At 62.3% G+C, this 26,227-nt stretch carries 25 protein-coding genes and 1 pseudogene; 11 read left to right on the forward strand and 15 right to left on the reverse strand.

Features of this window, described 5'->3' with window-relative positions:
• Positions 1-320: 320 nt before the first annotated feature.
• Positions 321-1,064 (reverse strand): phosphoadenylyl-sulfate reductase, encoded by a 744-nt coding sequence (locus TK06_RS30185; protein WP_063325000.1) that lies wholly within the window; start codon positions 1,062-1,064, stop codon positions 321-323.
• Positions 1,065-1,238: 174 nt separating this feature from the next.
• Between TK06_RS30185 and thrH the strand changes: the two genes are divergently transcribed.
• Positions 1,239-1,856 carry a bifunctional phosphoserine phosphatase/homoserine phosphotransferase ThrH gene (gene thrH, locus TK06_RS30190; protein WP_063325001.1) on the forward strand — a complete coding sequence of 206 codons (618 nt, stop codon included), beginning with the start codon at positions 1,239-1,241 and terminating at the stop codon, positions 1,854-1,856.
• A gap of 142 nt (positions 1,857-1,998) precedes the next feature.
• Here the strand turns inward: thrH and pabB are convergent, their stop codons facing one another.
• From pabB to TK06_RS30210, 4 genes are all read right to left on the reverse strand, one after another.
• The gene (gene pabB / locus TK06_RS30195; protein WP_063325002.1) at positions 1,999-3,342 is read right to left on the reverse strand and encodes an aminodeoxychorismate synthase component I; all 1,344 of its coding nucleotides are present in this window, start codon (positions 3,340-3,342) and stop codon (positions 1,999-2,001) included.
• 288 nt (positions 3,343-3,630) lie between these two features.
• Positions 3,631-4,617 carry an alpha-L-glutamate ligase-like protein gene (locus TK06_RS30200; protein ID WP_013693958.1) on the reverse strand — a complete coding sequence of 329 codons (987 nt, stop codon included), beginning with the start codon at positions 4,615-4,617 and terminating at the stop codon, positions 3,631-3,633.
• Positions 4,617-6,149 (reverse strand): inactive transglutaminase family protein, encoded by a 1,533-nt coding sequence (locus TK06_RS30205; protein WP_003204068.1) that lies wholly within the window; start codon positions 6,147-6,149, stop codon positions 4,617-4,619. The genes TK06_RS30200 and TK06_RS30205 overlap by 1 nt, the downstream gene beginning before the upstream one ends.
• A 5-nt stretch (positions 6,150-6,154) precedes the next feature.
• A complete protein-coding gene (locus TK06_RS30210) occupies positions 6,155-6,691 on the reverse strand; it encodes an ATP-dependent zinc protease family protein (RefSeq protein WP_003204066.1) in 537 nt (178 codons plus the stop codon).
• Between the two features lie 280 nt (positions 6,692-6,971).
• Between TK06_RS30210 and TK06_RS30215 the strand changes: the two genes are divergently transcribed.
• The 5 genes from TK06_RS30215 to prpF all read left to right on the forward strand — a co-directional run bounded on the left by TK06_RS30215 (position 6,972) and on the right by prpF (position 13,737).
• Positions 6,972-7,682, forward strand: a complete 711-nt coding sequence (locus TK06_RS30215; RefSeq protein WP_063325003.1) for a GntR family transcriptional regulator — start codon at positions 6,972-6,974, stop codon at positions 7,680-7,682.
• Positions 7,679-8,563: a methylisocitrate lyase gene (gene prpB / locus TK06_RS30220; RefSeq protein WP_047228278.1), complete on the forward strand. Its 885-nt coding sequence runs from the start codon at positions 7,679-7,681 to the stop codon at positions 8,561-8,563. Before TK06_RS30215 ends, prpB begins: the two co-directional genes overlap by 4 nt.
• A 41-nt stretch (positions 8,564-8,604) precedes the next feature.
• A complete protein-coding gene (gene prpC / locus TK06_RS30225) occupies positions 8,605-9,732 on the forward strand; it encodes a bifunctional 2-methylcitrate synthase/citrate synthase (protein ID WP_063325004.1) in 1,128 nt (375 codons plus the stop codon).
• Between the two features lie 177 nt (positions 9,733-9,909).
• Positions 9,910-12,501: a Fe/S-dependent 2-methylisocitrate dehydratase AcnD gene (gene acnD, locus TK06_RS30230; protein WP_063325005.1), complete on the forward strand. Its 2,592-nt coding sequence runs from the start codon at positions 9,910-9,912 to the stop codon at positions 12,499-12,501.
• Between the two features lie 42 nt (positions 12,502-12,543).
• The gene (prpF, locus tag TK06_RS30235) at positions 12,544-13,737 is read left to right on the forward strand and encodes a 2-methylaconitate cis-trans isomerase PrpF (RefSeq protein ID WP_063325006.1); all 1,194 of its coding nucleotides are present in this window, start codon (positions 12,544-12,546) and stop codon (positions 13,735-13,737) included.
• A gap of 336 nt (positions 13,738-14,073) precedes the next feature.
• Here prpF and TK06_RS30240 read toward each other — a convergent pair whose 3' ends face one another.
• The 10 genes from TK06_RS30240 to soxR form a co-directional block, all read right to left on the reverse strand.
• The gene (locus TK06_RS30240) at positions 14,074-14,967 is read right to left on the reverse strand and encodes a metal ABC transporter solute-binding protein, Zn/Mn family (RefSeq protein WP_063325007.1); all 894 of its coding nucleotides are present in this window, start codon (positions 14,965-14,967) and stop codon (positions 14,074-14,076) included.
• On the reverse strand, positions 14,968-15,867 hold the full coding sequence (locus TK06_RS30245; protein WP_003204050.1) for a metal ABC transporter permease: 900 nt from the start codon (positions 15,865-15,867) through the stop codon (positions 14,968-14,970). It lies immediately after the preceding gene.
• Entirely contained in the window at positions 15,867-16,619 is a 753-nt protein-coding gene (locus TK06_RS30250) for a metal ABC transporter ATP-binding protein (protein WP_063325008.1), read from the reverse strand. The genes TK06_RS30245 and TK06_RS30250 overlap by 1 nt, the downstream gene beginning before the upstream one ends.
• The gene (locus TK06_RS30255) at positions 16,616-17,545 is read right to left on the reverse strand and encodes a metal ABC transporter solute-binding protein, Zn/Mn family (RefSeq protein ID WP_063325009.1); all 930 of its coding nucleotides are present in this window, start codon (positions 17,543-17,545) and stop codon (positions 16,616-16,618) included. Before TK06_RS30255 ends, TK06_RS30250 begins: the two co-directional genes overlap by 4 nt.
• A gap of 35 nt (positions 17,546-17,580) precedes the next feature.
• Positions 17,581-18,156: a DUF6162 family protein gene (locus TK06_RS30260; protein WP_063325010.1), complete on the reverse strand. Its 576-nt coding sequence runs from the start codon at positions 18,154-18,156 to the stop codon at positions 17,581-17,583.
• Positions 18,153-18,479 (reverse strand): hypothetical protein, encoded by a 327-nt coding sequence (locus TK06_RS30265; protein WP_063325011.1) that lies wholly within the window; start codon positions 18,477-18,479, stop codon positions 18,153-18,155. The genes TK06_RS30260 and TK06_RS30265 overlap by 4 nt, the downstream gene beginning before the upstream one ends.
• Complete coding sequence (locus tag TK06_RS30270) at positions 18,476-19,018, reverse strand: hypothetical protein (protein WP_063325012.1); 543 nt, start codon at positions 19,016-19,018, stop codon at positions 18,476-18,478. The genes TK06_RS30265 and TK06_RS30270 overlap by 4 nt, the downstream gene beginning before the upstream one ends.
• Positions 19,015-20,229 carry a PepSY-associated TM helix domain-containing protein gene (locus TK06_RS30275; protein ID WP_063325013.1) on the reverse strand — a complete coding sequence of 405 codons (1,215 nt, stop codon included), beginning with the start codon at positions 20,227-20,229 and terminating at the stop codon, positions 19,015-19,017. Before TK06_RS30275 ends, TK06_RS30270 begins: the two co-directional genes overlap by 4 nt.
• Before the next feature lie 235 nt (positions 20,230-20,464).
• Positions 20,465-20,926, reverse strand: coding sequence for a VOC family protein (locus TK06_RS30280; RefSeq protein ID WP_063325014.1), 462 nt, complete (start codon positions 20,924-20,926; stop codon positions 20,465-20,467).
• Between the two features lie 106 nt (positions 20,927-21,032).
• Positions 21,033-21,485, reverse strand: coding sequence for a redox-sensitive transcriptional activator SoxR (soxR, locus tag TK06_RS30285; protein ID WP_063325015.1), 453 nt, complete (start codon positions 21,483-21,485; stop codon positions 21,033-21,035).
• A gap of 96 nt (positions 21,486-21,581) precedes the next feature.
• Between soxR and TK06_RS30290 the strand changes: the two genes are divergently transcribed.
• The 5 genes and pseudogenes from TK06_RS30290 (at position 21,582) to TK06_RS30305 (ending at position 26,225) form a co-directional block, all read left to right on the forward strand.
• Positions 21,582-21,947: an antibiotic biosynthesis monooxygenase gene (locus TK06_RS30290; RefSeq protein WP_063325016.1), complete on the forward strand. Its 366-nt coding sequence runs from the start codon at positions 21,582-21,584 to the stop codon at positions 21,945-21,947.
• Between the two features lie 116 nt (positions 21,948-22,063).
• Positions 22,064-22,328, forward strand: a pseudogene (locus tag TK06_RS31370) (hypothetical protein).
• A 102-nt stretch (positions 22,329-22,430) separates the two neighbouring features.
• Positions 22,431-23,045, forward strand: a complete 615-nt coding sequence (locus TK06_RS30295) for a LysE family translocator (RefSeq protein ID WP_014337373.1) — start codon at positions 22,431-22,433, stop codon at positions 23,043-23,045.
• Positions 23,046-23,204: 159 nt separating this feature from the next.
• A complete protein-coding gene (locus tag TK06_RS30300) occupies positions 23,205-24,371 on the forward strand; it encodes a cysteine desulfurase family protein (protein ID WP_063325017.1) in 1,167 nt (388 codons plus the stop codon).
• 45 nt (positions 24,372-24,416) lie between these two features.
• A complete protein-coding gene (locus TK06_RS30305) occupies positions 24,417-26,225 on the forward strand; it encodes an aminopeptidase P family protein (protein WP_063325018.1) in 1,809 nt (602 codons plus the stop codon).
• The last annotated feature ends 2 nt before the right edge of the window (positions 26,226-26,227 follow it).

Consider the following 26,227-nt stretch of genomic DNA (forward strand, 5'->3'; position numbering starts at 1 on the left):
GGCTTGCGGATCTAAAGTGTGTGTATGTTTTATGTAAGTTGTATACAAAACACGTGTCAGATCAAGCCAGATCTATGCCACTTACGGATCTATCCGCAGAAGCGCTAATTTCGTTTCGTTATGATCTTTGAATAACTGACTGAAATACCTAAATTTAAAATTGACCGTTTAAACAGGTATTTATTTTTTGGCGAACGTCAGTGGGTTGGAACGGCTGGCGAGGCGGGAAGGTGTGTGTAACTTTTGGGGCATTAACGTAATAAGTGCACACAAAAATGCCACTTGAAGTGACATTTTTGTGTACAGATGGCGGCGGACGCTTAGACGGTCTTGGATTTGGCGATGATGTTCCCGGCGTGCAGCCCGCATTCTTTCTGCGTGGCTTCTTCCCACCACCAACGGCCTTCGCGCTCGTGCTGGTTTGGCAGCACCGGGCGGGTGCAGGGTTCGCAGCCGATGCTGATGAAGCCGCGTTCATGCAGGCTGTTGTAAGGCAGCTCGAGCATGCGGATGTAGCCCCAGACTTCTTCGCTGGTCATCTGCGACAGGGGGTTGAACTTGTACAGGGTGCGCTCCGGGGTGGAAAACGCCGTGTCGATTTCCAACACCGCCACCTGGCTGCGGGTGCCGGGGCTCTGGTCACGGCGCTGGCCGGTGGCCCAGGCGCGGACATCGGTCAGTTTACGTCGCAGGGGCTCGATCTTGCGGATGCCGCAGCACTCGCCGTGACCGTCCTTGTAGAAGCTGAACAGGCCTTTTTCCTTCACGAAGGGTTCAAGTTTCGTGTAGTCCGGCGAAACCAGCTCGATGTCGATCTTGTAGTGCTCGCGTACCTGATCGATGAAACGATAAGTTTCCGGGTGCAGGCGACCGGTGTCGAGGCTGAACACCTTGACGTTCTTGTTCAGTTTCCAGGCCATGTCCACCAGCACCACGTCTTCGGCGCCACTGAACGATATCCACAGGTCGTCGCCGAACTCGGCGAAGGCCAGCTTGAGGATGTCCTGGGGGGACTTGTTGGCATAGGTCGTGGCGAGTTCCACGACGTCGAACGATGGGCTCATCAGGGCGGTTTCCTACAGGTCGGTGGCGCTGGGCGCTCTATATGGGGCTGATGGTAACAAAAGCTGTCGGGGCTGGCGCGCTCCTGTGCGTTGCGCAGGCTTCGACGAATGGCTAGAGTCGGCAGGCCTTTTGTTCGCTCAACCGATAAACATCAGAAAAAATGGGAGTGTCTTGTGGAAATTGCCTGTCTCGATCTGGAAGGTGTGCTGGTCCCGGAGATCTGGATCGCCTTCGCTGAAAAAACCGGGATTGACTCCCTCAGGGCAACCACTCGGGACATTCCCGACTACGACGTGCTGATGAAGCAACGGTTGCGCATCCTCGATGAACACGGCCTCAAGCTTTCCGACATCCAGGAAGTCATTGCTACCCTCCAGCCGCTGGACGGCGCCATCGAGTTCGTCGACTGGCTGCGCGAGCGCTTCCAGGTGGTGATTCTGTCCGACACGTTCTATGAGTTTTCCCAGCCGTTGATGCGCCAGTTGGGCTTCCCGACATTGCTCTGCCATCGCTTGATTACCGATGACAGCGGGCGGGTGACCGGCTACCAGTTGCGTCAGAAAGATCCCAAGCGCCAGTCGGTCCTGTCCTTCAAGAGCCTGTACTACCGGGTGATTGCGGCGGGGGATTCCTACAACGACACCACGATGCTGGGTGAGGCCGACGCCGGGATTCTGTTCCATGCGCCTGAGAACGTGATCCGTGAATTTCCGCAATTCCCGGCGGTGCATACGTTTGCTGAGTTGAAGCGGGAATTTATCAAGGCGTCGAACCGCAATCTCAGCTTGTAAACCAGAGCGGGTTGTTGATCGTTCCCACGCTCCGCGTGGGAATGCATCTAGTGACGCTCTGCGTCACAAGCGGACGCAGAGCGTCCAAGGGGCGGCATTCCCACGCGGAGCGTGGGAACGATCAGTGAGGCTTAGGAGTTGTTCAGAGATTCTGCAAGGTTTCCAGCAGCACTTTCACCTTGGTAATCGACTCCTGATACTCCGCCTGCCAATCCGAGTCCGCGACAATCCCGCCGCCGCCCCAGCAGCACACCTGTCCATCCTTGACCAGCAAACTGCGGATGGCGATGGAGCTGTCCATTTCCCCGCGCACGTCCAGGTACAGCAACGAGCCGCAATACAGGCCGCGTCGGGTCGGTTCGAGTTCGTCGATGATTTGCATGGCACGGATTTTTGGCGCGCCGGTGATCGAGCCGCCGGGGAAGCTGCCGGCGATCAAGTCCAAGGCGTCCTTATCCACAGCCAGTTCGCCGGTCACGCTGCTGACCAGGTGATGCACATTCGGGTAGCTTTCCAGGCTGAACAGCTCCGGCACCCGCACCGAGCCGATGCGGCAGGTGCGGCCCAGGTCGTTGCGCAGCAGGTCGACAATCATCAGGTTTTCCGCCCGGTCCTTGGGGCTGGCCAGCAGCTCGGCGGCGTGGGCCGCGTCTTCGCTGGGGGTTGTGCCGCGGGGCCGGGTGCCCTTGATCGGCCGGGTTTCCACCTGGCCTTCGCTGACCTTGACGAAGCGTTCGGGGGACAGGCTCAGCACGGCGCCGCCATCGGGCAGGCTCTGGAAGCCGGAAAATGGTGTTGGGCACGCCGCCCGCAGCGCTTGGTAAGCGGCCCAGGCGTCGCCCTGGCAGGGCGCGCGAAAGCGTTGGGCAAAGTTGACCTGATAGCAGTCGCCGGCCTGGATATACGCCTGGATGCGTTCGAACGCCTGTCGATAGGCTTCGGCGCTGAGGTCGGGGGTCATCGGTCCTTCGAGGCTGAAGACGCCAACCGATGCCGCAGTCGGCTGGCTGAACAGCGCGATCAGGCGCTGGCGTTCGTCTTCGCCACAATGAGGGTGGAAGACCAATTGGCTGGTGCCGGCCTGGTGATCGCTGACCAGCGCCCAGTCGTACACGCCAAAACGCGCGTCGGGCAGTTGCAGGTCGTCCTTGGCGTGGGATGGCAAGGTTTCGAGGTGTCGGCCAAAGTCATAGCTCAAGTAGCCGATCACGCCGCCGGCAAAGGGCAATTGCACTGTGGTCGGTAGTTCCGCGTCACCTAGCTGCGTCAGCTGAATGCGCAGGCGTTGCAGGAAATCGCTACCGCTCTCGTCGGGCAACACGGCCAGTTGTTCCAGCGGCCAGGCACTGAGCAAGTCGTAACGCCCGCGTTCAGCACTCGGCCGGCCACTGTCGAGCAGCACGCTACCGGGGGCATGACGGATCGCCGCGAAGTACTCGGCGGGGTTGGCGTGGTAGGGCAGCGGGTATACGGAGCAGGTTGGCATGGGCGGGGCGGGTCAGCCGTTCAGGCGGGGGAGCGATTGTAATCCCCTGTAGGATTTGCTCCTAGGGGGATGTCGGAGATGAGTAAGTATGGAGGGGCTATCGAAAATATTCGGGTGTGAACACCTTGTGGCGAGGGAGCTTGCTCCCGCTGGGTTGCGCAGCAACCCCCAGGCAGTTGAACGCGGTCAGCCTGATGCACCGTGGTGCCGGGTTTGGGGGCGCTTCGCACCCCAGCGGGAGCAAGCTCCCTCGCCACAGGGGCAAACTTCAAACCTCAGTTTCAGCCCTCAGCCTTCAACCGGCGGAATATGCCCAAACAACGCCTGGGCAAACGCCACGCGCTCTTCCACGGTTTCGGTAACGCCGCGGGCCTTGAGTTCTTCCAGGTGGGCTTCCACTGCGTGGGTGCGCAAGGTCAGGCCGCAGTCGTTGGCGATCTGGATGTTCAGGCCTGGCCGGGCGTTCAGTTCCAGGATCAACGGGCCTTTCTCCTGGTCCAGCACCATATCGACGCCGATGTAGCCCAGCCCGCACAGTTCATAGCAACCGGCGGCCAGTTTCATGAAACCGTCCCAGTAGGGCAGTTGCACGCCGTCCACCGCGTTGGTGGTGTCGGGGTGTTTGGTGATGATGTTGTTCAGCCAGGTGCCGCGCAGGGTCAGGCCCGTGGCGAGGTCGACGCCCACACCGATGGCGCCCTGGTGCAGGTTGGCCTTGCCGCCGGACTGCCGGGTTGGCAGTCGGAGCATGGCCATCACCGGATAGCCCATCAGCACGATGATGCGGATGTCCGGCACGCCTTCGTAGCTGATGCTCTTGAAGATCTGGTCCGGCGTCACGCGGTACTCGATCAACGCCCGGTCACGGTGCCCGCCCAAGGAGTACAGGCCCGTGAGGATGCTGGAGACATGGTGCTCGATTTCCTCATGGCTGATGATCTTGCCGGACACCGTGCGGTAACGGCCTTCGAAGCGGTCGGCGATGACGATGATGCCGTCGCCGCCAGCGCCCTGGGCCGGCTTGATCACGAAGTCGGTGCGCCCGCCGATGATCTCGTCGAGCTTGTCGATTTCCTTTTCGGTGGAGATCACCCCGTACAGCTCCGGCACATGAATGCCAGCGGCAATGGCCCGTTCCTTGGTGATGATCTTGTCATCGACGATGGGGTACAGGCTGCGCTTGTTGTACTTGAGCACGTAATCGGCGTTACGCCGGTTGATGCCCATGATGCCCCGGGCTTCCAGGGCCTTCCAGGTCTTCCAGAAGCCGAACATCAGGAGTCTGCCTTGAGGAAGGCCTTGAACCGCACCAGCTCGGTCAGGCGGTAGCCGCGATAACGACCCATGGCCAGCATGAAGCCCACCAGGATCAGCAGGATCGCTGGGAAGGTGAACACGAAGTAGACCAGTTCCGGCACGCTCATGATCAGGTGCGCCAGGGACGCGGCGAACAAGGTGCCGATGGCGACTTTCATCGCGTGGCCGGCGCCGCGCTCTTCCCAGGTGATGGACAGGCGCTCGATGGTCATGGTCAGGATCACCATCGGGAACAGCGCCACCGACAGGCCGCGCTCCAGGCCCAGCTTGTGGCTGAACAGGCTGATGGCGGCGATCAGCACCACCACGAACGTCAGCACCACCGAGAGCCTTGGCAGCATCTGCAGCTTGAGGTGCTCCAGGTACGAACGCAGCGACAGGCCCAGCGTGGTGATCACCGTGAACAGGATGATGCCGAAGCCCAACTGGGTTTCACGGAAGGCCAGGGCGATCAGCACCGGGGTGAAGGTCCCCAGGGTCTGCAGGCCGATCAGGTTGCGCAGGATCAGGATCACCAGAACGCCGATCGGGATCATCACCATGATCATGAAGGTTTGCTGGGTCTGCAGCGGCAGGCCGTAGAGCGAGTATTCGAGGAAGTTGGCGTCGGTGTTCTCGTCCGTCAGCTTGGCCAGGCGAATGGCGTTCATTTCGCTGTTGTTCATGCTGAAGGTGACGGTGGCTTTCTTGCCGCCATCGACGGTGATCAGGTTTTCATCGCCGGTCCACCACAGCAGGCGGTCGGTGGGCAGGCCCTGTTCGCCGGTGTCCGGGTTGAAATACAGCCAGTCGGTGCCGTTGAAGCTGCGCAGCCACAGTTCAGGTGTCTGCGGCTGCTCGGCCACCAGGCGGATGGTGTGGACCTTTTCCACCGGCACGTGGGCGATGGACAGCACCAGTTCGACGATGCGCGCCTTGTTGGCCGAGGACGGGTCGCCGGCCAGCAACAGCTTGACGTTGTCGTCGTTGAGGTTGTTGACCCGCTTGATCGCTTCGCTGATGAACGTCTCGACGTCGGCCGAATGCTGGCGGATCGGCGCGAGCAGGGCTTCGGCGGCCAGTTTCTCCGGGCCTTCGACGGCGATGCTGTCGCGGAAGGTCGGGCCCTTGACCTTGGTTTTCTCGGCACTGTAGCGCTTGGTCAGCACCAGGCGGTAATACAGGGTCTGGTTGCCCTTGGCCCGACGGGCCGACCACGTCACCTTGCGGTTACCGTCGACCCGGTTCACCGCCACCCCGTAATTGTTGGAGATGAAGCTTTCGTTGAGGCTGACGTAGTCGCGGCTCAGGGGCGGCACGAACATCTGGATCTTCACCGGATCCTTGGCGTTGGGCACGAACTCGACCTTGGCGTCGATGTTCCACAAGTCGTCGGTGGCGTCTTCGGTGACCGGGATGCCGAGCACGAAAATCTGATAGGCCGTCACCGACAGGCCCAGCACCACCAGGATGGCGATCAGCATTTTCAGATGGAGGGTAAGGGAGCGCATTGGAATTACTCTGCGGTTTGAGCGGCATTGGCGCAGGCGGGTTTGCCGGCAGCGTATTTAAGACTGGGGTCGACCAGCGCATCGAAGCGCTTGAGCGCCTCGGAACCGATCAGCAACGGGTATTGGAAGGCGCTACGGTCGGTCAGGTTCACTTCGATGCTGCGCAGGGCCGAGCCCATGCAGATGTCCAGTTCGATGACCGGCCGGGCCGTGTATTTCTTGCCTTCTTCCGGGTCGTAGTCACCGGCGCGGCGCTTGATCTTGCTGACCCGGGCCAGCGGACGTTCGATGGGGTGCGAGTGGGCCGCGTCGATGGCCAGGTAAAACCGCACCCAGGATTCGCCATTGCGCTTGAAGCGCTTGATGTCCCGGGCGCTGAGAGAGGCGGTCTTGGCGCCGGTGTCCAGCTTGGCGGCGACCTCCAGGTCGATGCCCTGCAGGGCGGCGTATTCGTTGAGGCCGTACACGGTTTTTTCACCCGCCACGGCAAGCCCCGGCAGGCACATGAAATAAAGAGCAGCGGTGAAGGGCTTGAGTGTCATAGATCCTGGTGCGCAGCGTTCCGTTTATCGGTTCAGGCCCTGGCATTACTGCACAAGCTCCCTGGGCAGCCTTCCCTATAAAAGGAGAGCGGCAAATCGCGCGGCATTCTAGCACGGTGGTTTTCTGACGCCACCGCTGGCCGGACGCTACGACGCATTCAAACGAGCGGTTATGGCGGGTGAGCTTATTAGACGATTGTCGACAATATTTATTTTTGCTTTGACGTTAACGCCGCTATTGGTTAGTTTTTGCCATATTGATTTGCAAGGTGTCGACAATATGCTCGATCAGCTCGAAACCCCGGTGGTGGCCCAAGACGATTCGGAGACGCTTTCCGAGAACGTCTTCCGACGTATCCAGGCCGCCATCGTCAAAGGTGAGATCGCCCCCGGCAGCAAGATCTCCGAGCCCGAGCTGGCGCGCACCTACGGCATCAGCCGCGGGCCGCTGCGCGAGGCGATTCATCGCCTGGAAGGCCAGCGCCTGCTGGTGCGGGTGCCTCACGTCGGTGCCCGGGTGGTGTCGCTGAGCCATGCCGAGCTGCTGGAACTCTACGAAATCCGTGAGTCCCTCGAAGGCATGGCCTGCCGCCTGGCGGCCGAGCGCATGACCCTGGAAGAAATCGACGAACTGCGCCGGGTGCTGGAAACCCACGAGCGCGATGCGGCGTTCCAGGCCGGTGTCGGTTATTACCAGCAGGAAGGCGACTTCGACTTCCATTACCGGATCATCCAGGGCAGCGGCAACCGCACCCTGACGCAAATGCTTTGCGGCGAGCTGTACCAACTGGTGCGCATGTACCGCATCCAGTTTTCCACCACGCCCAACCGTCCGCGCCAGGCCTTTGCCGAGCACCATCGGATTCTGGACGCCATCGCCGACCGCGACGGCGAACTGGCTGAATTACTGATGCGCCGGCACATCGGCGCTTCCAAACGCAACATCGCGCGTCATTTCCAGGACAGCGCCACTGAACGAGGTGAGTCATGAGCAACAGCACTCCAGGCCAGCGTTTTCGCGATGCGGTCGCCAATGAGCATCCGCTGCAAGTGGTGGGCACCATCAACGCCAACCACGCGCTGCTGGCCAAACGCGCCGGTTTCAAGGCGATCTACCTGTCCGGCGGCGGCGTGGCGGCCGGCTCCCTCGGCGTGCCGGACTTAGGGATCACTGGCCTGGATGACGTGCTGACCGACGTACGGCGTATCACCGACGTGTGCGACCTGCCGCTGCTGGTGGACGTGGACACCGGCTTCGGTTCCTCGGCATTCAACGTGGCGCGCACGGTCAAGTCGATGATCAAGTTCGGCGCCGCGGCGATTCATATCGAAGACCAGGTCGGCGCCAAGCGTTGCGGCCATCGTCCGAACAAGGAAATCGTCTCTCAGCAAGAGATGGTCGACCGCATCAAGGCCGCCGTCGATGCCCGCACCGACGACAGTTTCGTGATCATGGCCCGTACCGATGCCTTGGCGGTGGAAGGCTTGGAGTCGGCCCTGGACCGCGCCGCCGCGTGCATCGAGGCCGGTGCCGACATGATTTTCCCCGAAGCCATCACCGAGCTTGAGATGTACAAGCTGTTCGCCAGCCGCGTGAAGGCGCCAATCCTGGCCAACATCACCGAATTCGGCGCGACCCCGCTGTACACCACCGAGCAGTTGGCCGGTGCCGACGTGTCCCTGGTGCTCTACCCCTTGTCGGCCTTCCGGGCCATGAACAAGGCGGCCGAGAACGTCTACACCGCGATCCGCCGCGACGGCACGCAACAGAATGTCATCGACACCATGCAAACGCGCATGGAGCTTTACGATCGCATCGACTACCACACCTTCGAGCAGAAGCTCGATGCGTTGTTCGCGGCGAAGAAGTAAGGCGCGACTCCCCTACAAATTCAAGAAAATGGAGACAGCAAATGGCCGAAGCAAAAGTACTCAGTGGCGCCGGGCTCCGTGGCCAGGTGGCCGGGCAAACCGCATTGTCCACCGTAGGCCAGTCGGGCGCCGGCCTGACCTATCGCGGCTACGACGTTCGCGACCTGGCGGCAGATGCGCAATTTGAAGAAGTGGCCTACCTGCTGCTGTACGGCGAGCTGCCGACCCAGGCACAGCTGGACGCCTACACCGGTAAACTGCGCCAGTTGCGGGATTTGCCCCAAGCCCTGAAAGAGGTGTTGGAGCGCATTCCCGCCGACGCCCACCCGATGGACGTCATGCGCACCGGCTGCTCGTTCCTGGGCAACCTGGAACCCGAGCAGGACTTTTCCCAGCAACATGACAAGACCGATCGCCTGCTGGCCGCATTCCCGGCGATCATGTGCTACTGGTATCGCTTCAGCCATCAAGGCCAGCGCATCGAATGCGTGACCGACGAAGTGTCTATCGGCGGCCACTTCCTGCACCTGCTGCATGGCAAGAAGCCGAGCGAGTTGCACGTCAAGGTGATGAACGTGTCGCTGATCCTCTACGCCGAGCACGAATTCAACGCCTCGACCTTCACCGCCCGGGTTTGCGCCTCTACGTTGTCGGACCTGTTTTCCTGCATCACCGCGGCCATCGGCTCGCTGCGCGGCCCGTTGCATGGTGGTGCCAACGAAGCGGCGATGGAAATGATCGAACGCTTCAGCTCACCGCAGGAGGCCATCGAAGGCACCCTCGGCATGCTCGCGCGCAAGGACAAGATCATGGGCTTCGGCCACGCGATCTATAAGGACAACGACCCGCGCAACGAGGTGATCAAGGGCTGGTCGAAAAAACTCGCCGATGAAGTGGGCGACACGGTGCTGTTCCCGGTGTCCGAAGCCATCGACAAGACCATGTGGGAGCAGAAGAAGCTGTTCCCCAACGCCGATTTCTACCATGCCTCGGCGTACCACTTCATGGGCATCCCGACCAAGCTGTTCACGCCGATCTTCGTCTGCTCGCGCCTGACCGGCTGGGCCGCCCACGTGTTCGAACAACGCGCCAACAACCGCATCATCCGACCGAGCGCCGAATACACCGGCGTCGAACAGCGCAAGTTCGTGCCAATCGAACAACGCTGAGCTGGAGGGGCCGCGCTATTACCATGATCGTTCCCACGCTCTGCGTGGGAATGTCGCCCGGGACGCTCCGCGTCCCTGTGACGCAGAGCGTCACTGGATGCGTTTCCACGCAGAGCGTGGGAGCGATCATGGTCGTGGCAAGCGCCTTTCTGAAACCACCGTGACCGAGTCCTGACGATGAACACAGAATTTCGCAAACCGCTGCCCGGCACTTCGCTGGATTATTTCGACGTTCGCGAGGCGGTGGATGCCATCCGCCCCGGCGCCTACGACGGCCTGCCGTACACCTCCCGCGTGCTGGCGGAGAACCTGGTGCGTCGCTGCGACCCGGCCACGCTGCGCGAGTCGCTGCTGCAACTGATCGAGCGCAAGCGCGACCTGGACTTCCCGTGGTTCCCGGCGCGCGTGGTGTGCCACGACATCCTCGGCCAGACCGCGCTGGTGGACCTGGCCGGCCTGCGCGACGCCATCGCCTTGCAGGGCGGTGACCCGGCGCAGGTCAACCCGGTGGTACCGACCCAACTGATCGTCGACCACTCCCTGGCGGTGGAAAGCGGTGGTTCCGACCCGCAAGCCTTCGCCAAGAACCGCGCCATCGAAGACAGGCGCAACGAAGACCGCTTCCACTTCATCAACTGGACCAAGAAGGCCTTCAAGAACGTCGACGTGATTCCGCCGGGCAACGGGATCATGCACCAGATCAACCTGGAAAAAATGTCCCCGGTGATCCAGCAACGTGATGGCGTGGCATTCCCCGATACCTGCGTCGGCACCGACAGCCACACCCCCCACGTCGATGCCCTGGGCGTGATCGCCATCGGCGTCGGTGGCCTGGAAGCCGAAAGCGTCATGCTCGGGCGCGCCTCGTGGATGCGCCTGCCGGAAATCATCGGCGTCGAGCTGACTGGCAAGCTGCAACCGGGCATCACCGCCACCGACATGGTGCTGGCGCTGACCGAATTCCTGCGCAAGCAAAAAGTCGTCGGTGCCTGGCTGGAGTTTTTCGGCGAGGGCGCCAGTGCCCTGACCTTGGGCGACCGCGCGACCATTTCCAACATGGCCCCGGAATACGGTGCGACGGCGGCGATGTTCTACATCGACCAACAAACCATCGATTACCTGAAGCTCACTGGCCGTGAAGACGACCAGGTGCGACTGGTCGAGACCTACGCCAAGCAGGCAGGCCTGTGGGCCGACAAGCTCAAGGGCGCGCAATACGAGCGTGGCCTGACCTTCGACCTGTCGTCGGTGGTGCGCAACATGGCCGGCCCGAGCAACCCCCACGCCCGTGTCGCGGTGTCGGACCTGGCCGCCAAAGGCATTTCCGGGCAGTGGGACGATGTGCCGGGGCAAATGCCCGACGGCGCGGTGATCATCGCCGCCATCACCAGCTGCACCAACACCAGCAACCCGCGCAACGTGATCGCCGCCGGCCTCTTGGCGCGCAACGCCAACAAACTCGGGCTGACCCGCAAGCCATGGGTCAAGTCGTCCCTGGCCCCGGGCTCGAAAACCGTGGCGCTGTACCTGGATGAAGCGGGCCTGACCAAAGAGCTGGAGCAACTGGGCTTCGGCGTGGTGGCGTTCGCCTGCACCACCTGCAACGGCATGTCCGGCGCGCTGGACCCGGTGATCCAACAGGAAATCATCGACCGCGACCTGTACGCCACCGCCGTGTTGTCGGGCAACCGCAACTTCGACGGACGTATCCATCCGTACGCCAAGCAGGCATTCCTCGCCTCGCCACCGCTGGTGGTCGCTTATGCCATCGCCGGGACCATCCGCTTCGACATCGAGAAGGATGTATTGGGCGTGGTGGACGGACGGGAAATCCGCCTCAAGGACATCTGGCCGAGCGACGAAGAAATCGATGCGGTGGTCAAGGCCTCGGTGAAACCGGAGCAGTTCCGCCAGGTGTACATCCCGATGTTCGCCATCCAGGAAGACACCGGGCCGAAAGTGACGCCGCTGTACGACTGGCGCCCACAAAGCACCTACATCCGTCGTCCGCCGTATTGGGAAGGCGCGCTGGCCGGTGCACGACCGCTCAAGGGCATGCGCCCGCTGGCGGTGCTGCCGGACAACATCACCACCGATCACCTGTCGCCCTCCAACGCCATCATGCTGGACAGCGCCGCTGGTGAGTACCTGGCGAAAATGGGCCTGCCGGAAGAGGACTTCAACTCCTACGCGACCCACCGCGGCGACCACCTGACCGCGCAACGCGCCACCTTCGCCAACCCGAAACTGTTCAACGAAATGGTCCAGGAAAACGGCAAGGTCAAGCAGGGCTCCCTGGCCCGGGTCGAGCCGGAAGGCAAGGTGATGCGCATGTGGGAAGCCATCGAGACCTACATGGAGCGCAAGCAGCCGCTGATCATCATTGCCGGCGCCGACTACGGCCAGGGCTCGTCCCGGGACTGGGCGGCCAAGGGCGTGCGCCTGGCCGGTGTCGAGGCGATCGCCGCCGAGGGTTTCGAGCGCATCCACCGCACCAACCTGGTGGGCATGGGCGTGTTGCCGCTGGAGTTCAAGCCCGGTACCGATCGCAAGACCCTGGGCATCGACGGCAGCGAAATCTATGACGTGATCGGCGAGCGCACCCCGCGGGCGACGCTGACGTTGGTCATCACGCGCAAGAACGGCGAGCGCGTCGAAGTGCCGGTGACCTGCCGCCTCGATACCGCTGAAGAAGTGTCGATCTATGAAGCCGGGGGCGTGCTGCAACGCTTTGCCCAAGACTTCCTTGAATCGGCGGTTGCCGTCTAAATCACAGCCGCGGACACCCGGAGTGTCCGCTTGAGGAGCATCATGGCTCACGCACCGCAAATCAGAATTCCCGCTACCTATATGCGTGGCGGCACCAGCAAAGGCGTGTTCTTCAGCCTGCAAGACCTGCCCGAAGCGGCCCGTGTCCCAGGCACCGCCCGGGATGCCCTGTTGCTGCGGGTAATCGGCAGCCCCGACCCGTACGAGAAGCAGATCGACGGCATGGGCGGCGCGACGTCCAGCACCAGCAAGACTGTGATCCTGTCCAAGAGCACCCGAGCCGACCACGATGTCGATTACCTGTTCGGCCAGGTGTCCATCGACAAACCGTTCGTGGACTGGAGCGGCAATTGCGGCAATCTGTCGGCAGCGGTCGGTTCATTCGCTATCAGCAGTGGTTTGGTGGACGCTGGTCGCATCCCACAGAACGGCGTGGCCGTGGTACGGATCTGGCAGGCCAACATCGGCAAGACCATCATCGCCCATGTGCCGATCACGGACGGCGCGGTGCAGGAAACCGGGGACTTCGAGCTTGACGGCGTGACCTTTCCAGCGGCCGAAGTGCAACTGGAATTCATGGACCCGGCGGCCGAGGAAGAGGGCGGCGGTGGCTCGATGTTTCCCACTGGCAATCTGGTGGACGACTTGGAAGTGCCCGGTGTTGGCACCTTCAAGGCGACGCTGATCAACGCGGGGATCCCGACGATTTTCATCAATGCCCGGGACGTCGGCTACATCGGCACCGAGTTGCAGGGCGCCATCAACGGCGATCCCAAGGCATTGGCCATGTTCGAAACCATTCGCGCTCACGGCGCTCTGCGCATGGGCTTGATCAAGCACCTGGACGAAGCCGCCCAGCGCCAGCACACACCGAAAGTGGCGTTCGTCGCGCCGCCGGCGGACTACGTTTCATCCAGCGGAAAAGCCGTCGCGGCCGGGGACGTTGACCTATTGGTGCGGGCGCTGTCCATGGGCAAGCTGCACCACGCCATGATGGGCACGGCGGCGGTTGCCATCGGCACGGCTGCGGCGATTTCCGGCACCGTGGTCAACCTCGCGGCCGGCGGCGTCGAGCGCAACGCGGTGCGTTTTGGGCACCCGTCCGGCACTCTTCGCGTCGGCGCCGAGGCCAGCCAGGTCAACGGCGAATGGACCGTAAAAAAAGCCATCATGAGCCGCAGCGCGCGGGTGTTGATGGAAGGGTTTGTGCGGGTGCCAGGGCAAGCTCTGAGCTGAGTTGAACCCTGTGGGAGCGAGCCTGCTCGCGATGGCGGTGTGTCAGCCGATATCAATGCTGAATGTGCTGGCCTCATCGCGAGCAGGCCCCCACAGTTTTGATCCCAGGTGTTCACGAATTCTGCGTCCACCACCAATCCCCTGTGGCGAGGGAGCTTGCTCCCGCTCGGCCGCGAAGCGGTCGTAGACCGGCGGATGCAGTGTGTCTGATGCTCCGCATTCGGCAGGTTTTGGGGCCGCTTCGCGGCCCAGCGGGAGCAAGCTCCCTCGCCACGGGTGTATCGATTGCCTTAATGGCCTCTTCGCGAGCAAGCTCGCTCCCACTGGGGATGGCCGTCAGCCTTCCGTCAGCGCGGTAACGACCAGCCCCACATTGCTTTCCAGCTCCGTCACCGGATCGGTCCCATCGGTGCTGAGCACCAACAACTGGCTGCCACCCTCGGTGATGGCGGCTTTCAGCGCCTCCGAAGGCTGGCGATGGTGCAGCACCAGCGCCACGTCGTTGTCTTTCAAGGTCGCGGTCAATTGCTTGAGGGCTTCGGCTGTCCAGTCGGCGTCGGGCCGGGTATCGGTGCTGATGGCGTCCAGGTTGAGCCCGCTGATCAGGTAGCCGAAATGCTCGCTCAGGCTGACCACGCTCAGGTTGTCGGCGCTGGCGAGGCGTTTTTCGCTATCGGCGCTGAGTTTGAGCAGGCGCTGCTTGAGGGCCGTCAGGTTGGCGTCGATCTTCGCTTTGTCCGCCGGGGCCAGGCGCACCAGGTCGGCGGCGATCACGTCGGCCATGCGCCCCAGGTTATGACTGGCCATCCACGGTTGGCTCGCCAGGCCGTCGGCCATGCCCGGTTGCACGGCGATACCGGGCAGGGCACCGTCCACCGGGCGCGCGGCATCGACTTCGACGATGCGAATATTGCTGCGTCGCGCCATGGGGTACAGCGGATCGTCCGGCCACAGCGAGCGCAGGCCGATGACCCCGTCAGCAGCGCTGGCCAGTTTGCTCAAGGCCGGCGCGCCACGGCCGCTGAAGTAGGCGCTCTGCCGGGTGCCGGGCAGATTGGCGGGCGCGGCCCGCTCCAGGCTGACCTCGGTGCCCTTGAGCAAGGCCTCGCCCAATCCGTAGGTGACCGGCAACGAAGCCAGCAGACGAACCTTTTCGCCGGCGAATGACGAGGTGATGGCCACGCCGCATAACGCGACGGCCAGGCTCAGTTGTCGCAATGAAAAAACCATTTATCCAAGATTCCCTTTGAGGCTGGGGACGACACCGCGGGCGATGGCGCTCAGGGCGAAGGCGATGCCGGCCACCAGGATGATCGCGGCACCGGATGGGATCGGCAGGTCGAACACAATTGGCGCGAGGATCCCGCACAAGGTGCTGGCGGTGGCGATCAGCACTGAACACCAGAAAAAGCCTTTCAATGATTGGCTGAGCAGGCGAGCCGCCGCAGCCGGGATCACCAGCAACGCGCCCACCAGAATGGCGCCGATGACTTTCACTGCTGCCACGGTGATCAGCGTCACCAGGATCACGAACAGGTAGTCCAGTGTCTTGACCGCCACCCCGCGCACTGCCGCCAGTTGCGGGTTGAAGCTGGCGAGCATGATGCGGTTGTACAGCGGCAAGGCCAGGGCCATCACCAGCGAGCCGACCACCGCCAGCACCAGCAGGTCATTGCCATTGACCGTCAGCACCGAGCCGAACAGTACGTTTTCCAGGATGTGCACATTGATCTTGCCCGCCAGGATCAACAGCAGGCTGGCGCCCAAGGCCAGGGACACTGACAGGAATACGCCGATCAGCGTGTCCGGCGCCAAGCCGGTGCGGTTGCGCAGGTAATTGAGCAGGATGCCGAACAACAGGCAGTAGCCGAACAGGCTGCCGTAAGGGCCGGTGTAGGGTTCGCCGAGCAGGATGCCGATGGCCACGCCGGTCAGCGCCGCATGGCCCACCGCCTCGGAGAAAAACGCGAAGCGCTTGACCACTACCAGCGTGCCGAGACCGCCCAGCACCGGGCCGATCAACAACCCGGCCAGCAACGCATTGACCACGAACCCGTAGGCCAGCGCCTCAGGCAGGTAACCGGACGAGGCCCAGCCCTGAACCATCAGACGAAAGGCTTCATAACTCATCAGGCAGCGCTCCCGTTCGTGCGCGGATGGGTGGAAAACAGCGTCAGCAGGCGTTCTGGCGTCAGGGTCTGGCGGGGCGGACCGTCGAACAGCACCCGGCGGTTCAGGCCGGTGACACGGTCGGCCAGGCGCCCGACGGCTTCCAGGTCATGTTCGATCCACAGCACGGTGATTCCGGCTTGGCGCCAGTCCTGCAGCAATTGCTCGAATACCTGGATACCGGCCTCATCCAGGGCCGACATCGGTTCATCCAGCACCAGCAGTTGCGGCGAGGGAATCAGCCCCTGGGCCAGCAACACTCGCTGGCGCTCACCACCGGACAGCGCGCCCATGCGCCGCTTGCGCTTGTCCTGCATGCCGACTCGTTCCAGGGCCTGGCCGATGGCGCCGGCGTAGTGTTTGCTCAAGCCGAGAAAAGCCGGTCGCCGCTGACACATCGCCGCCATGAAGTCGTCCACCGTCATGGGCAGGCCCCGGTCGAACTCCAGCGCCTGGGGCACGTAGCCGATCACCCCGGGCTCGCCTGGCCATTGCAGGCTCAAGCGTCCCTGGTGCGGCATCTGCCCGAGCAAGGTCTTGATCAGCGAACTCTTGCCGCCGCCATTGGGGCCCACCAAGGCATGGATGCTGCCGGGCTCCACCTGAAACGCCACGCGGTCGAGAATGGTGGTGCGGCCCAGGTTCAGGCTGACGTCGGCGAACTCAATCAAGGGGCCGACGTGCCGCAGAGTGAGGGTTTCCTGGACGGTCATGCGCCAGACTCCTGGATGGCCCGGACCACGGTGTCGAGGTTGCCGGCCATTTCCTTTTCGTACTTCTCGGGGCTGTAGTCGCCGTAGGAAATATGTGAGAGCGGGTACAGCTTCACGCCCGATTCACGCTGGATGGTGTCGACGTAGGTGGACGGGAAATCCATCTCCGAGAAGATCACCTTCACGTCCAGCTCGCGCAGTTGGTCGATGGTTTTCTTCAACTGGCTCGGGCTCGGTTCGATGCCATGGGCCGGCTCGACCACGGCGGTCACTTCCAGGCCGAATTCGCGCAACAGGTAGTCGTAGGCGGCATGCACCGTGGCGACCCGCAACTCGGCGTTGGGGGCCTGGGTCAGCTTCGCCAGGGCGGCGGCGCGCATCTGCCGCAGGCGCTTGCCGTAGGCGCGGGCGTTCTGGGTGTAGGCCTTGGCGTTGTCCGGGTCGAGCTTGCCCAGCTCTCGGGCGATGTTATTGACCTGGGCAATGGAGGCGCTGATGGACAGGAAAGTATGTGGATTCACGACCTTCCCCGCGCCACGAGCCGCCGTGCCGGTGGCAGCCAGCAGGGGCACGTTTTCATTGGCCTCGATTACTTTCACGTTCGGGGTTTCGCTGGCGGCGATCATGCGGTCGGCGAAGTCATCGTGACCCACGCCGTTGAGCACGATCACGTCGAGGCCGCTGATGCGCTTGATGTCCTCGGCCCGTGGTTCATAGGCATGGGGGTTGAAACCGGCCGGGATCAGCGGCACGACCTCGGCCTTGTCGCCGACGATGTTGGTCACATAGCTGTAATAAGGGTGCAGGGTGATGCCGATGCGCAGGCGCTTGGCTGTTTCGGCGCTCACCGGCGAGGTGAACAGGCAGGCCAGCAGGCCGATCAGCAGCAGGCGCAGCAAGGGGCGGCGTTGGGATGCAATAGGCATGGGCAAACGGTCTTCTCTCGAATGAAGGCGTGGGGTCAGTGCCGGTGCTGGCGGGTTACGCCGGCATCGAATTGCGCGACGATCTGTTGCCAGCCGGTGGCGGACAGCGTCGCATCGTCCAGCGCGGTGGGCGTCGCTAGGCCGGTTCCGCGGTTGAGCCAGATGTCCGGGGCGGCGTCGGACGCTTCGCCGATACGCATCAGAAACGAGCCGGCCACCGACGGATTGGCACTGGCGCCGAAGTAAGCCCGGTTCTGCAGTTGTTGCCAGGCGTGGCCGCCCCGGCTGACGGAACTGGCGTCCTGGGCGAATGGCGCGAAGCCTTCTTCGGCCAGGGTTGGCGGACTGGGCAGGGTGGGTTGGTCTTCGCGCAGCAAGCGAATTTCATCCAGGGTCACCCGCAGGTCGGCGTAGATGCCCTGCTCGGCGGCGCTGAGGTCGCGGCGGGCGTCGAGCTGGTTCGAGGCCAGGTGCGTGGTGTCTTCGGCTTTGCCATGCCAGGCCACCACAGACCCGGCGACCACCACGATGACCAGGCACAGCAGCAACACATACAGGGTTTCATGGCCCGCACCCGCGGGGCGGATGACTTGAGTCGTGGCGTTGCTCATGGGGCCTCGATGTCGGCTTGGTCGATTTCCACCACGTGGCCGGGGCCGGCGTCGAAGAGCACGTAGAATTCGGCGTTCGGTTTCTTGAAGGTCAGCTTCGAGTCGGCGCCGAGCTTGCCCGGGACGAGGATGGTTTCGTCATAACCGATCACGTCCAGGGTCACTCCGGGTGCACCGCTGCCGTCGGAAAAACCTCCGGTGCATTGGATCTGCTCGGCGTCGATGGCCTTGCATTCGCACATCGGGTTGTGGGCCAGGGCACTGGTGCTTGCACCTGCGCAGAACAGCAGCGCCAAGCCCTTGGATAAAGCGCGGAGGGTCATGGTTTGGCTCCTTGGTTCTTCAGCCAGGCGACGGTGGCCGGGGAGGCCTGGCTCAGGGGAATGGAGGCCTGATGCATCGAACCGTCCCAACCTTCGAGGGTTATCCACAGTTCGGCATCGGGCTGGGTCTTTGGTGGAACCGGCAACAAGGCGCCCATGCGATAGGGCGAGCCAAAGAAAATCACCCCGGCGGCCCGCAGGCTGCGGGGCTTGCCGATACGCAGGTAGGTGGCCTTGACTTGGTCGATACAGCTTTGGCACAGGGCGGCGTTGAAGTGTTTCATCGGCCCGGCAGGCCCTTGGACGCGGGGGGCTTCGTTGCGAAATTCGGCCAGGCGCAGGCTCCAGGGACCGACCTGGACTTCACCGACTTCCCGCTCGCCGAGCCCGGCGTCGCCGCGAAACAACGACGCCTCCGAGAAATACTTGGGCATGAAGCCCAGGGGAATCAGCAGCAACAACACGTTGAGGTGAAAGCGCCATTTGTGCCAGAACAGACTCAGGCGTGACGGTGGCGAGGCTGTGTTGGACGGGTTCACAGGTTGCCCTCCGGCGATTCACGTTGCATGGACGGCTGCAATGCCCGGGCAGCCCGGGCTTCACGTGCAGGTTTTTGGCTGCGCTTGAACGCATTGGCAGTGGCCAGGGCGGTGCGTTTGGTCCAGATCAGCAACCCGCTGAGGACCATCATGCTCAGGATCAAGCCGAAGAAGAACCAGATGAGTTTGATCCAGAGGCCGCCAAAATCCCCGGTGTGCAGTGGGCGCATGGACTCGGTGACGAACTCCAGCGTCGTGCGGTCCGACAGCAACCGCGAGGCCGCCACGTCACCGTTGTAGGGATTGATGGTGGCGGTCTGGTACATCAGCGGGTACCAACCACGGCCGCCGACTTCCAGATGGCTGTAGGCGTTGCCGGGCAGGCTGACAAAGCTCGCTTCCAAGCCTGGGATGCGCTGCCGGGCGATCTCGATGGCCCGGTCCAGGTTCAGTTGCGGCGGCGCAACGCCATCGACGGACAGCGGCACGCTTTCCCGGGCGACGACCGGGATGACCGGGGCGCTGGAGATGGAAACCTGGTTGTCGGACAGCAAGGCTTCGATCAGGAACCAGGTGCCGGTGACGGAGATGACCGCGATGAACCAGATCGACCAGATACCGCTGAGCCGGTGGAAGTCGCCCCAGAAAATGCGGGCACCGTGGCGGATACGCAAGGTTGGACGGAAAAAGCCTTTCCAGAAGCGCTTGTAGACCACCAGCCCGGTCACCAGGGACGCCAGCAACGGTAGCCCGAGGAGCGACACCAGGTACCAACCCCAGCTGTAGCCGTTGGTGAACGGCACCAACCACCATCCGTGCAGCGCGCGGGTGAAGCCCCTGAAATTGAACGCCGGTGCCGAGCCCTGGATGACGCCGCTGTACGGATTGACGTAGACCGTGTCGGGGCGCCCATCGGGATAGGTCACCTTGGCCTCCAGCGCAAAATGCGACTCGTCCGGACGCGCGATGCTTTGCACCTGAGTTTGCGGTTGGGCTTGCTTGATCGAGGCAATCACCTGGTCATAGCTGAGCAGCGGGGCATCGTCCGAGGGCTTGCTGGCACGCATGTCAGGGTTGACCAGCCAGACGATCTCCTGGCTGACCACCGCGAGAGTGCCGGTCACGCAAACGATGAGCACGAAAAACCAGATGGGCAGGGCCAGCCAGCTATGAACCAGGAACCAGAGTTTGGAGCGGGACTTCTTCGACATGATTGAACGTCTTGATTCGATGAAAGGTTCGGTATTACGGGCTTCGCAGTACCGTGAACCGTAAAAGGCAGGCCGTGGCTTTTGCCGACGCGGCCTACTGCATCTAATTAAGACGAACGAGCGAGCGAAATCCCGAAAAGGAAGATGAAAGAAAATGTTTCGCGTTTAGTTTCAGTGCTTTTTGTGGCCAGGGAGCTCGGCTCCCTGGCCACAAGGGCAGGGAGCTTCTGGGCAATCAGCCTTGCTGTTGGAACATCTCCCTGGCCCGTTGCTCGATCTGTTCCTGGCTCAGATCTTCCTTGTGCGTCGCCAGGAACCACAGATGCCCATAGGGATCTTTCAAGGTGCCGGTACGATCGCCGTAAAACTGGTCCTTGACCTCTGAAATCACTGTGCCACCAGCCGCAATGGCCTGAGCAAATGCGCTGTCCACGTCCTCGACATATAAATGCAAGCCGACCGATGGCGATTTGTCCGGGTTGCTCAGTGGGCCTTGGTCGCAAGGCGTGCCGAGCATGATCGCAAACCCGTTGATCCGCAGTTCGGCGTGCCCGATGCCTCCGTCGGGCATGGCCAAGCGCATGACCTCGGTGGCATTGAAGGCTTTTTTGTAGAAGTCGATGGCTTCGGCAGCTTTTTGAATGCCCAGGTAGGGCGTGATGTTATGGAAACCTTCGGGAATGGCTTTGACACCCATGACGGTTCTCCTTGTTGTTATGGGAGGCGAAGAGAGTCTTCGTCGGTTTTGCGCCCATCCACTATAGGTCAGCCGCCGTGGACGGGCTCATGTCCCGACGAACGCTTCACGGCTGCTCCAGCAGGTGAGCCCCTGGCCCGTGTTTGCCCAGCACGTCGCCCTGATTGCGCAGCGGGCAAGCCTCCATCGACAGGCATCCGCAGCCGATGCAGCCGTTGAGTCGATCACGCAGCGCCACCAATTGGTTGATGCGCTCGTCCAGGTCCCGGCTCCACTGCGCCGACAAGGTCTGCCAGTCGGCGGCCGTTGGCGCACGGTTGTCCGGCAGGCTTTTCAACGCCTCGCCGATTTCCGCCAAAGGAATGCCCAGGCGCTGGGCAACCTTGATCAGCGCCACGCGGCGCAATACTGCCCGTGAGTAGCGACGTTGGTTGCCCTGGTTGCGCGTGCTTTTGATCAGCCCCTTGGATTCATAGAAGTGCAGCGCCGTGACCGCCACGCCGCTGCGGGCGGCCACTTGGCCGACGGTGAGTTCCTTGTGGATATCGATCTGCGTCATCGCTTCGATTCGCTGCTTGACCTAAAGTTAACTTTAGGTTTTACCCTGCTCGCGTTCGGGTCGCAAGATCCGCCTTACGTGCAGAGGGGACCTTTCATGCAATCACCAAGGAACAACCGCAGTTTCACCCAGTTGATGGAGTTCGATATCGAACCGCAATGGCAGCAGGCGCTGGTAACCGCCTTGTCGGAACAAACCGAGCGCCTGGCTCGGGACCACCTGGGGTTCCTGAGTGCCAGTATCCAGGCCAGCGAGGATGGTCGGCGGGTGCTCAACTATTTGCAGTGGCAAACCCGCGAGGCAGGCGAGGCGGCGCTTCAAAGCTTCGAAACGGGCGAGCGGGATTTCTGGTGGCTGATCCAGGCTCATCGAGCCAAAGCCGTGACGTTTGGCTCGTTCCAAGTGCTGCGCAACATCGAGCGCAGTCTGGACAACGCGTTGCATTGCCAGTTGGTCGACTGAGTGCAGCGGCTGATCCGCAAAGGCAATAGCCACTATCGAGAGGGTTGATTTCTGCCGCGCAGGGCTGGCGGGTAGCCTTTGTTCATCGCCCAACTCCAGAACACCGGACACTTGCCATGAACCGTACCCTTGCTGTTTTGCTGCTGTTGACCGCCACCCTCCTGGGCGGTTGCGCCAGTTCTTCCCCGGAGCTGCGCCCCTACACCGCCGACGAGACCCGCGAACTGGCGCTTGAGGCCCTGAATCGCCGCGGCCTCTCGTTCGAAATACCACGCGAAAAAAGCCGAGTTACTCGGTTCGTCGCAGAAAAACGTGGGTTTCGACGATCAGGGCCAGATGAGTGCCGAGCGGGTCGTGCAACAGCCAGGTCGGTCAAGTTGAGGGACTGTACCGCTTAAAGTTTTGCCCAACTGTCCGTGGGTTTGCGCCAAGGCGTGGGGTAGGGTCGTGACTTGACTGACCGCCCTGATGGACTGCCTTGAAATGACCCTTTCGCTTGACCTGCTGCTGGGCTTCGCCCTGTTTGCCCTGGTGACCTCGATCACGCCTGGCCCTAACAACACCATGTTGTTGGCCTCGGGTGTCAATTTCGGTTTCAACCGCACCATTCCTCACATGCTGGGTATTACCTGCGGCTTCTTTTCCCTGGTGCTGGCGGTGGGCCTTGGCCTGGGCGCGGTGTTCCAGACTTATCCACTGCTTTATACCGCGCTGCGCTACATCGGCGCGGCGTATCTGTTGTACCTGGCGTGGAAAATCGCCCACTCCGGTCCGGTTTCGGAAAGCCAGCCGGGAGACAATACGCCGATCAGCTACTGGGGCGCGGCGGCGTTCCAATGGGTCAATCCCAAGGCCTGGATCATGGCCATCGGTGCCATCAGCACGTACACGCCACTTCAGGGTTATTTCTTTAACGTGTTGGTGATCGCGGCGGTGTTTGCCCTGATCAACCTGCCAAGCGTGAGTCTGTGGGTGGTGTGCGGCAGCCTGTTGCGCAACCTGTTGCGTGATCGTCGCTGGTTGCGCCTGTTCAACTGGGGCATGGCGCTGCTGTTGGTCGCTTCGCTGTATCCATTGTTGCTCGAAAGCATCAGTTGAGGGCTGAGCTTCGCCGCGATGCCTGCTAAGCTCGCTGTTCAGGAGCGTTCCTACGCACTTTTAAACGAAGTCCGACTTCTTTAAGGTCTTTGATCAGGTATTGCTAGTCTCGAACCCAACGAGGGCGCCTGATCCCGGAGCAGGCTCTGCGAGTTTCCTATGAATAAACGTCCTTTGTATTTCGACTACGCCGCCACCACGCCGGTGGATGAGCGGGTCATCCGGGTCATGGTCGAGTGTCTGGGCTTTGACGGCAACTTTGGCAACCCGGCTTCCAGTTCCCATGCCTTCGGCCAGGAGGCCCGGCGCTCGGTAGAGCGTGCCCGCCAGCAGGTGGCGCAACTGGTCGGGGCTCAGCCCGAACAGATCGTCTGGACGTCCGGCGCTACCGAGTCCAATAATCTGGCCCTCAAGGGGGTGGCCCAGGCGCGCGGTGGTTCCGCCGGCCATGTCATCACCAGTCTGATCGAACACAAGGCGATTCTCGATACGGCGCGCCAGCTTGAAGAGAGCGGCGTCGCGGTGACCTGGCTGGCGCCGGACGCCGAGGGCCTGATCAGCCCGCAAGCGGTTCGCGAGGCGTTGCGCGAAGACACGTTCCTGGTGTCGCTGATGCTGGTGAACAACGAGTTGGGCACCGTCAACGACGTCATCGCCATCAGCGAGATCGTTCGCGCGCACGGTGCGCTGTTTCATGTGGACGCAGCCCAGGGGGCCGGGAAGGTGCAGATCGACCTGTCTCGTTGGCCGGTGGACCTGATGTCTTTTTCCGCGCACAAGATCTACGGTCCCAAGGGCATCGGTGCGCTCTACGTCGGCGAGCGTGCCCGGCCACGGCTGTCGGCACAGATTCACGGCGGTGGGCATGAAGGTGGTTTGCGCTCCGGGACCCTGGCGACCCACCAGATCGCAGCCATGGGCGCCGCATTCGAACTCGCGGCCGAGGCATTCGAGGAAGAACTCGCTAAAATCGCCCGGTTGCGCAATCGTTTGCTTGAGCCGCTGCGGGCCTTGCCCGGTGTGCGTATAAACGGCAGTGCGAGCCGCCGGATTCCCCACACGCTGAGCCTGACCTTCAACGAAGGTGAGTTCAACCCGGCGGCGTTGAGCGCATCGATTGCATTTTCCGCCACCTCGGCCTGCAATTCGGCGCAGAACAGCCCGTCCCACGTGCTGCTGGCCCTGGGGCACGATGCGCGCGCGGCCGGGCGAACCATTCGCCTGAGCCTGGGCCGCTTTACCACTGAACAGGATATCGACGAGGCGGTGCGGCTGATCCAGGCGGCGTGCGCGACTGCGCCGGCGTTCTGGGCCACGACCCCATAAGCCGTTTTCGGTATCGAACAACAATATCAATGAGCAGGAGAAACAATGAGCACCGAGCCTTTGTCCCGTGGACTGGTTCCCCAGCGCCTGGCCAAAATCCGCCAACTGATGAGCCGAGAGGGCATTCATGCGCTGCTGGTGCCATCGGCCGACCCGCATCTGTCCGAATATCTGCCGGGCTATTGGCAGGGGCGGCAATGGCTGTCGGGCTTCCATGGCTCGGTGGGTACCTTGATCGTGACCGGCAGTTTCGCTGGCGTCTGGGCCGATAGCCGTTATTGGGAGCAGGCCACCAAGGAACTGGAGGGCAGTGGTATCGAACTGGTCAAGCTCATTCCCGGCCAACCCGGCCCCTTGGACTGGCTGGCGGAACAAACGCCTGAGGGTGGGGTGGTCGCCGTCGACGGTGCGGTCATGGCCGTGGCATCGGCCCGAACCCTGGGTGGCAAACTTGCGGAACGCGGCGCACGGTTGCGTACCGACATCGACCTGCTCAAGGAGGCCTGGAGCGATCGCCCAAGCTTGCCGGATCAGCCGGTCTATGCCCATTTGCCGCCCCAGGCGACCGTCAGCCGGGTCGAGAAACTCGCCAAGCTGCGCGAATCCCTCAAGGAGCGTGGTGCCGACTGGCATTTCATCGCCACGCTGGATGACATCGCCTGGTTGTTCAACCTGCGCGGCGCGGATGTGTCGTTCAACCCGGTATTCGTCTCCTTTGCCTTGATCGGCCAGCAACAGGCGACGCTGTTCGTGGCCTTGGACAAGGTTGACGCAGCGCTGCGTGCCGTTCTTGAACAGGACGGCGTGACCCTGCGCGATTACAGCGAAGCCGCCGCCGCGTTGCGTGAAGTGCCGGACGGTGCGAGCCTGCAGATCGATCCGGCGCGGGTGACGGTCGGCTTGCTGGATAATCTGGGCAGCGGCGTGAAGCTGGTCGAAGGTCTCAACCCAACGACGCTGGCCAAGTCTCGAAAAAGCCTGGCCGATGCCGAGCACATCCGTCGGGCCATGGAGCAGGATGGCGCGGCGCTCTGTGAGTTCTTCGCCTGGCTGGAAGGGGCCTGGGGGCGCGAGCGCATCACCGAATTGACCATCGACGAGCACCTGACCGCCGCCCGCACTCGCCGGCCGGACTTCGTCTCCCTGAGTTTCAACACCATCGCCGCCTTTAACGCCAACGGCGCGATGCCTCATTACCACGCCACGGCAGAAGCCCATGCGGTCATCGAAGGTGATGGCCTGTTGCTGATCGATTCCGGCGGCCAGTACTTGGGGGGCACCACCGACATCACTCGCATGGTGCCGGTCGGCACACCCACTGCTGAGCAGAAACGTGATTGCACGCGCGTGCTCAAGGGCGTGATTGCCCTGTCCCGGGCCAAATTCCCACGGGGCATTCTTTCGCCGTTGCTGGATGCAATCGCCCGCGCACCGATCTGGGCAGAGCAGGTGGATTACGGCCACGGCACCGGTCATGGCGTCGGCTATTTCCTCAATGTCCACGAAGGCCCGCAGGTGATTGCCTATCAAGCCGCTGCCGCGCCGCAAACGGCGATGCAGGTTGGCATGATCACCTCCATCGAGCCGGGCACTTATCGTCCCGGTCGCTGGGGGGTGCGTATCGAGAACCTGGTGTTGAACCGTGAAGCCGGAAGCAGCGAGTTCGGCGAGTTCCTTGAGTTCGAAACCCTGACCCTGTGCCCGATCGACACCCGCTGCCTGGAACCTTCTTTGCTGACCCAGGACGAAAAAGACTGGTTCAACGCTTACCACGCCGAGGTTCAGCGTCGCTTGGGCCCGTTGCTGGACGGTGACGCACTGCAATGGCTGAACACGCGAACGATGGCAATTTGAAG

It is taken from the genome of Pseudomonas fluorescens (assembly GCF_001623525.1).
Classification (GTDB): Bacteria; Pseudomonadota; Gammaproteobacteria; order Pseudomonadales; family Pseudomonadaceae; genus Aquipseudomonas; species Aquipseudomonas fluorescens_Q.

What these genes read in the sequence shown, in the direction of transcription:
- TK06_RS30185 (WP_063325000.1), bottom strand. Translation starts at nt 1,064, where the DNA reads ATGAGCCCATCGTTCGACGTCGTGGAACTCGCCACGACCTATGCCAAC.
- pabB (WP_063325002.1), bottom strand. Translation starts at nt 3,342, where the DNA reads ATGCCAACCTGCTCCGTATACCCGCTGCCCTACCACGCCAACCCCGCC.
- TK06_RS30200 (WP_013693958.1), bottom strand. Translation starts at nt 4,617, where the DNA reads ATGTTCGGCTTCTGGAAGACCTGGAAGGCCCTGGAAGCCCGGGGCATC.
- TK06_RS30205 (WP_003204068.1), bottom strand. Translation starts at nt 6,149, where the DNA reads ATGCGCTCCCTTACCCTCCATCTGAAAATGCTGATCGCCATCCTGGTG.
- TK06_RS30210 (WP_003204066.1), bottom strand. Translation starts at nt 6,691, where the DNA reads ATGACACTCAAGCCCTTCACCGCTGCTCTTTATTTCATGTGCCTGCCG.
- TK06_RS30215 (WP_063325003.1), top strand. Translation starts at nt 6,972, where the DNA reads ATGCTCGATCAGCTCGAAACCCCGGTGGTGGCCCAAGACGATTCGGAG.
- prpB (WP_047228278.1), top strand. Translation starts at nt 7,679, where the DNA reads ATGAGCAACAGCACTCCAGGCCAGCGTTTTCGCGATGCGGTCGCCAAT.
- prpC (WP_063325004.1), top strand. Translation starts at nt 8,605, where the DNA reads ATGGCCGAAGCAAAAGTACTCAGTGGCGCCGGGCTCCGTGGCCAGGTG.
- acnD (WP_063325005.1), top strand. Translation starts at nt 9,910, where the DNA reads ATGAACACAGAATTTCGCAAACCGCTGCCCGGCACTTCGCTGGATTAT.
- prpF (WP_063325006.1), top strand. Translation starts at nt 12,544, where the DNA reads ATGGCTCACGCACCGCAAATCAGAATTCCCGCTACCTATATGCGTGGC.
- TK06_RS30240 (WP_063325007.1), bottom strand. Translation starts at nt 14,967, where the DNA reads ATGGTTTTTTCATTGCGACAACTGAGCCTGGCCGTCGCGTTATGCGGC.
- TK06_RS30245 (WP_003204050.1), bottom strand. Translation starts at nt 15,867, where the DNA reads ATGAGTTATGAAGCCTTTCGTCTGATGGTTCAGGGCTGGGCCTCGTCC.
- TK06_RS30250 (WP_063325008.1), bottom strand. Translation starts at nt 16,619, where the DNA reads ATGACCGTCCAGGAAACCCTCACTCTGCGGCACGTCGGCCCCTTGATT.
- TK06_RS30255 (WP_063325009.1), bottom strand. Translation starts at nt 17,545, where the DNA reads ATGCCTATTGCATCCCAACGCCGCCCCTTGCTGCGCCTGCTGCTGATC.
- TK06_RS30260 (WP_063325010.1), bottom strand. Translation starts at nt 18,156, where the DNA reads ATGAGCAACGCCACGACTCAAGTCATCCGCCCCGCGGGTGCGGGCCAT.
- TK06_RS30265 (WP_063325011.1), bottom strand. Translation starts at nt 18,479, where the DNA reads ATGACCCTCCGCGCTTTATCCAAGGGCTTGGCGCTGCTGTTCTGCGCA.
- TK06_RS30275 (WP_063325013.1), bottom strand. Translation starts at nt 20,229, where the DNA reads ATGTCGAAGAAGTCCCGCTCCAAACTCTGGTTCCTGGTTCATAGCTGG.
- TK06_RS30280 (WP_063325014.1), bottom strand. Translation starts at nt 20,926, where the DNA reads ATGGGTGTCAAAGCCATTCCCGAAGGTTTCCATAACATCACGCCCTAC.
- soxR (WP_063325015.1), bottom strand. Translation starts at nt 21,485, where the DNA reads ATGACGCAGATCGATATCCACAAGGAACTCACCGTCGGCCAAGTGGCC.
- TK06_RS30290 (WP_063325016.1), top strand. Translation starts at nt 21,582, where the DNA reads ATGCAATCACCAAGGAACAACCGCAGTTTCACCCAGTTGATGGAGTTC.
- TK06_RS30295 (WP_014337373.1), top strand. Translation starts at nt 22,431, where the DNA reads ATGACCCTTTCGCTTGACCTGCTGCTGGGCTTCGCCCTGTTTGCCCTG.
- TK06_RS30300 (WP_063325017.1), top strand. Translation starts at nt 23,205, where the DNA reads ATGAATAAACGTCCTTTGTATTTCGACTACGCCGCCACCACGCCGGTG.
- TK06_RS30305 (WP_063325018.1), top strand. Translation starts at nt 24,417, where the DNA reads ATGAGCACCGAGCCTTTGTCCCGTGGACTGGTTCCCCAGCGCCTGGCC.